General features: G+C 71.6%; 2 protein-coding genes and 1 pseudogene. 2 read left to right on the top strand and 1 reads right to left on the bottom strand.

What is annotated here, in order from left to right; all coding sequences use genetic code 11:
- Positions 1-209: 209 nt before the first annotated feature.
- Positions 210-2,267: a glycoside hydrolase family 31 protein gene (locus AOK15_RS02360; RefSeq protein WP_055512190.1), complete on the top strand. Its 2,058-nt coding sequence runs from the start codon at positions 210-212 to the stop codon at positions 2,265-2,267.
- A gap of 310 nt (positions 2,268-2,577) precedes the next feature.
- On the top strand, positions 2,578-3,624 hold the full coding sequence (locus AOK15_RS02355) for an AI-2E family transporter (RefSeq protein ID WP_055512193.1): 1,047 nt from the start codon (positions 2,578-2,580) through the stop codon (positions 3,622-3,624).
- A gap of 83 nt (positions 3,625-3,707) precedes the next feature.
- On the opposite strand, the pseudogene AOK15_RS46430 reads toward AOK15_RS02355, so the two are convergent.
- Positions 3,708-3,844 (bottom strand): annotated as a pseudogene (locus AOK15_RS46430) (non-reducing end alpha-L-arabinofuranosidase family hydrolase); the annotation flags it as partial.

The raw sequence follows: 3,844 nt of genomic DNA, 5'->3' as shown, positions 1-3,844 counted from the left end.
GCCCGGTACGTCCTCCCACCTTCCTGCTCCTCGCCCGGTACGTCCCCCCACCGTCCTGCCCCTCGTCCGGCACGTTCTCCCGCCGACCCGCACGTCGTCCGGGCGGCGAGCCCTGCGCTCCTCGCCCCTGCCCCCGACCCCCACTCGCTCGCTCGGCCGCAGCGGTCGTGCCGGGTGGGCCGTCACTCCTTCCTCCCAGGAGCCGTCTCGTGAATCAGTCTGTCGAGAACGAGAACCAGACCCCGACGGGCGCGGTCAGCCTCGCCCAGTCCTCCCCCACCGTCGGCACGTTCCGTGAGCGGGACGGTGCCCTGGAATGGAGCGGACGCCAGGAGACCCTGCGGATCGAGCCGTGGGGGCCGGACGCGGTCCGGGTCCGTGCCCGGCTGGGCGGCCCGATCCTCGACGGGCTGCCGGGCGCCCTGCTTGACGAGGCGGAGAGCACCGAGAGCAGTATCAAGATCGAGGAGGGGCAGGGACGGCTGACGGTCGGCACGCTCACCGCCGAGGTCAGCGCCGAGGGCCTGGTCCGGTTCACCCGCACCGCCGACGGCCGTGAACTGCTGTCGGAGGAGCGCGCCCACTTCTGGTGGCCGGGCCCGCGGCTGTACACGGCGGTCGGCAACGGCCACCACCGGCTGGAGCAGCGTTTCGCCGCGTACGACGACGAGAAGCTGTACGGCCTGGGCCAGCACCAGCACGGGCGGCTGGACCAGAAGGGGCTGGTCCTCGACCTCGTGCAGCGCAACGCCGAGGTGGGCATCCCGGTGCTGACCTCCAGCCGCGGTTACACCCTGCTGTGGAACAACCCCGCGATCGGCCGGGTCGAGCTGGCGGGCAACGGGACGCGCTGGGTCGCGGACTCGGCCCGGCAGATCGACTACTGGATCACCGCGGGCGAACCGGCCGACGCGCAGCGCCGCTACAGCGCGGTGACGGGCCGTACGCCGATGCTGCCCGAGTGGGCGGCCGGGTTCTGGCAGTGCAAGCTGCGCTACCGCACCCAGGACGAACTCCTCGCCGTGGCACGGGAGTACAAGCGACGGGGTCTGCCGATCGATGTGATCGTGTGCGACTTCTTCCACTGGACGCATCTCGGCGAGTGGAAGTTCGACCTGAGCGAGTGGCCCGACCCGGCGGCCCTGGTGGACGAACTCGCGGGGATGGGCATCAAACTGGTGGTGTCGGTGTGGCCGTCGGTGTCGCCGCTGTCGGAGAACCACCCGGTGATGGACCAGCGGGGCTACTTCATCGGCACGCAGTACGGTCCGACGGCCCACGCCGACTGGCCCGACAAGGAGGTCGCCTCCACGGTCCAGGTGGCGTTCTACGACGCGACGAACCCCGAGGCACGGGAGTTCGTGTGGGCGCGGGTGAAGGAGAACTACCTGGAGCCGTACGGCATCACGGCGTTCTGGCTGGACGCCTGCGAGCCGGAGCTGAAGCCGGGCTTCCAGGAGAACCTGCGGTACTGGGCGGGCCCCGGCCTGGAAGTCGGCAACATCTACCCGGCGGAGAACGCCCGCACCTTCTACGAGGGGCTGAGGGCAGCCGGCGAGGAGGAGATCGTCTCCCTCAACCGCTCGGCGTGGGCGGGCAGTCAGCGCTACGGGGCGGCCCTGTGGTCCGGTGACATCGGCACCGACTTCCCGACCCTGCGCCGGCAGATCGCGGCGGGCCTCAACACCGCGCTGTCGGGCATCCCCTGGTGGAACACCGACATCGGCGGCTTCCACGGGGGCGACCCGGACGACCCGGCGTACCGCGAGGTGATGGTCCGCTGGTTCCAGTTCGGCGCGTTCTCCCCTCTGATGCGCCTGCACGGCTTCCGCGAGCCCGGCATGCCGCTCGGCCCGGCCATGACCGGCGGCCCCAACGAGGTCTGGTCGTACGGCGAGGAGGCCGGCGCGATCCTGGAGCGATACCTGCGGCTGCGTGAGCGCATCAAGCCGTACGTCCTGCGGGTCATGCGGGAGTCCCACGAGGACGGCCTGCCCGTCATGCGCCCGCTGTTCCTGGAGTTCCCCGGGGACGAGCGGGCCTGGTCGGTCGACGACGCGTATCTGTTCGGCCCCGACGTGCTGGTCGCGCCGGTGCTGGAGGCGGGCGCGACGACCTGGACGACGTATCTCCCGGCGGGCGCCCGATGGACCGACGCGTGGACCGGGGAGACGTACGAGGGTGGCGCGTCCGTCACGGTGGACGCGCCGCTGGACCGTATCCCGCTGTTCCTGCGGGACGGGGCGTCGTTGCCGATCACCGAGTAGGCGGGCCGCGGCTGTTCGGACGCCGGGTCTACGCTATGGCGCCACGGCCATCCCGTGATCTTCAGGGGGTGTGCGCGACCCCCTGAGTGAGCGGAGACGACCAGACATGAACAGCCGTACGGGAGGCCCTCGCCGGGTGCGCGGGGGACGGCAGGGGCGGCGGGGCGGTCCCGCGCGCAGACCGTTGCACCGGACGCGGACGACGATACGGACCACCGGCGGCGGCCCCGTGGAGCTGCCGCCGGCGGTCGCCCCACCGGCGCCGGCCGTCTCCGGCGGCTTCCTGCCGGGGCCCGCGCGGCACGTGGCGGTGTGGAGCGCGCTGACGCTGCTCGTCACCGGTGTCGTGGCGGTGGGCGTGTGGATCTGCGTGACGTTCCAGACGGCGGTCACGCCGGTGCTGCTCGCGCTGCTCGGCACGGCCCTGCTCGGGCCGTTCTACCGGCGGCTGGTGGCGATGCGGTTCAACAAGTCCCTCGCCGCCGGGCTGACGTGCGCCGCCGTGGTCGTGGTGATGGGTGGCGCCGCGTACATCGTGGTGGCGGCGCTCATCGACACCGGCGACCAGATCATCGCCTCGCTGCGGGACGCGGCGCAGTCGCTGAGCGACGAGTTCGGGCTGGCCGGGACGTCGTTGGACGACCTCGCGAAGAACGCCAAGGAACTGCTGTCGAAGTTCGGCGGTACGGCGGCCTCCGGAGTGCTCACCGGGGTCAGCGCGGTCAGCTCGTTCGTCGCGATGGCGATCCTGGCGCTGCTGCTGATGTTCTTCTTCCTGCGCGACTCCGACAAGGCGGTCGCCTCGCTGCACTCCCTCGCGCCGCGCGGCCGCGGGGAGACGCTGGAGGTGATGGCCCGGCGCGCGTTCCAGGCGATCGAGGGCTTCATGCGGGGCACGACGATCATCGCGTTCATCGACGGTGTCTGCATCGCGATCGGCCTGCTGATCCTCCAGGTGCCGGGCGCCGTCGGTCTGGGCGCGCTGGTGTTCGTCGGCGCGTACATCCCGTATCTCGGCGCGTTCCTGTCGGGTGCGGTGGCCATCCTGGTGGCGTTCGCCGACCGGGGGCTGGTGACGGCGCTGTGGGCGGTCGGCGTGGTGTTCGCGGTGCAGATCCTGGAGGGGAACGTGCTCCAGCCGATGATCCACAGCCGGACCGTGCAGATGCATCCGGCGGCGATCCTGCTGGCGCTCACCGCGGGCGCCTCCATCGCCGGCATCCTCGGCATGCTCCTGTCGGTGCCGCTGACGGCGGCGGCGTTCGGTGTGCTGTCGGAACTGCGGTCCCGGTACGGCGACGGGGCGGACCTTGCCGAACCCACGCGACCGAAGGAGGTCGCCGCAACGGCGGGATGACCGCCGACGCCCGTCTGCCGCCAAAGGGGGAACCCCAGCCGACGTGCGGCCGGGGTTCCTCAGGCGGTGCGTATCAGGCCGGGTCAGCGCTGGAGGGTGAGGACACCCGGCCGGTACGGCCACGTCAGGTAGTCGGCACCGCTCGGGGTGGCGCCCCTGCCCTGGTAGAGGAACTGCAGGTTGCAGGGGTCGATGGTCTTGGTCTGGTCGGGGTTGTTGC

It is taken from the genome of Streptomyces ossamyceticus (assembly GCF_001418475.1).
Classification (GTDB): domain Bacteria; phylum Actinomycetota; class Actinomycetes; order Streptomycetales; family Streptomycetaceae; genus Streptomyces; species Streptomyces ossamyceticus.
Note: the sequence above shows the minus strand (reverse complement) of the source record. Positions and strands in the feature narration are given on the sequence as shown.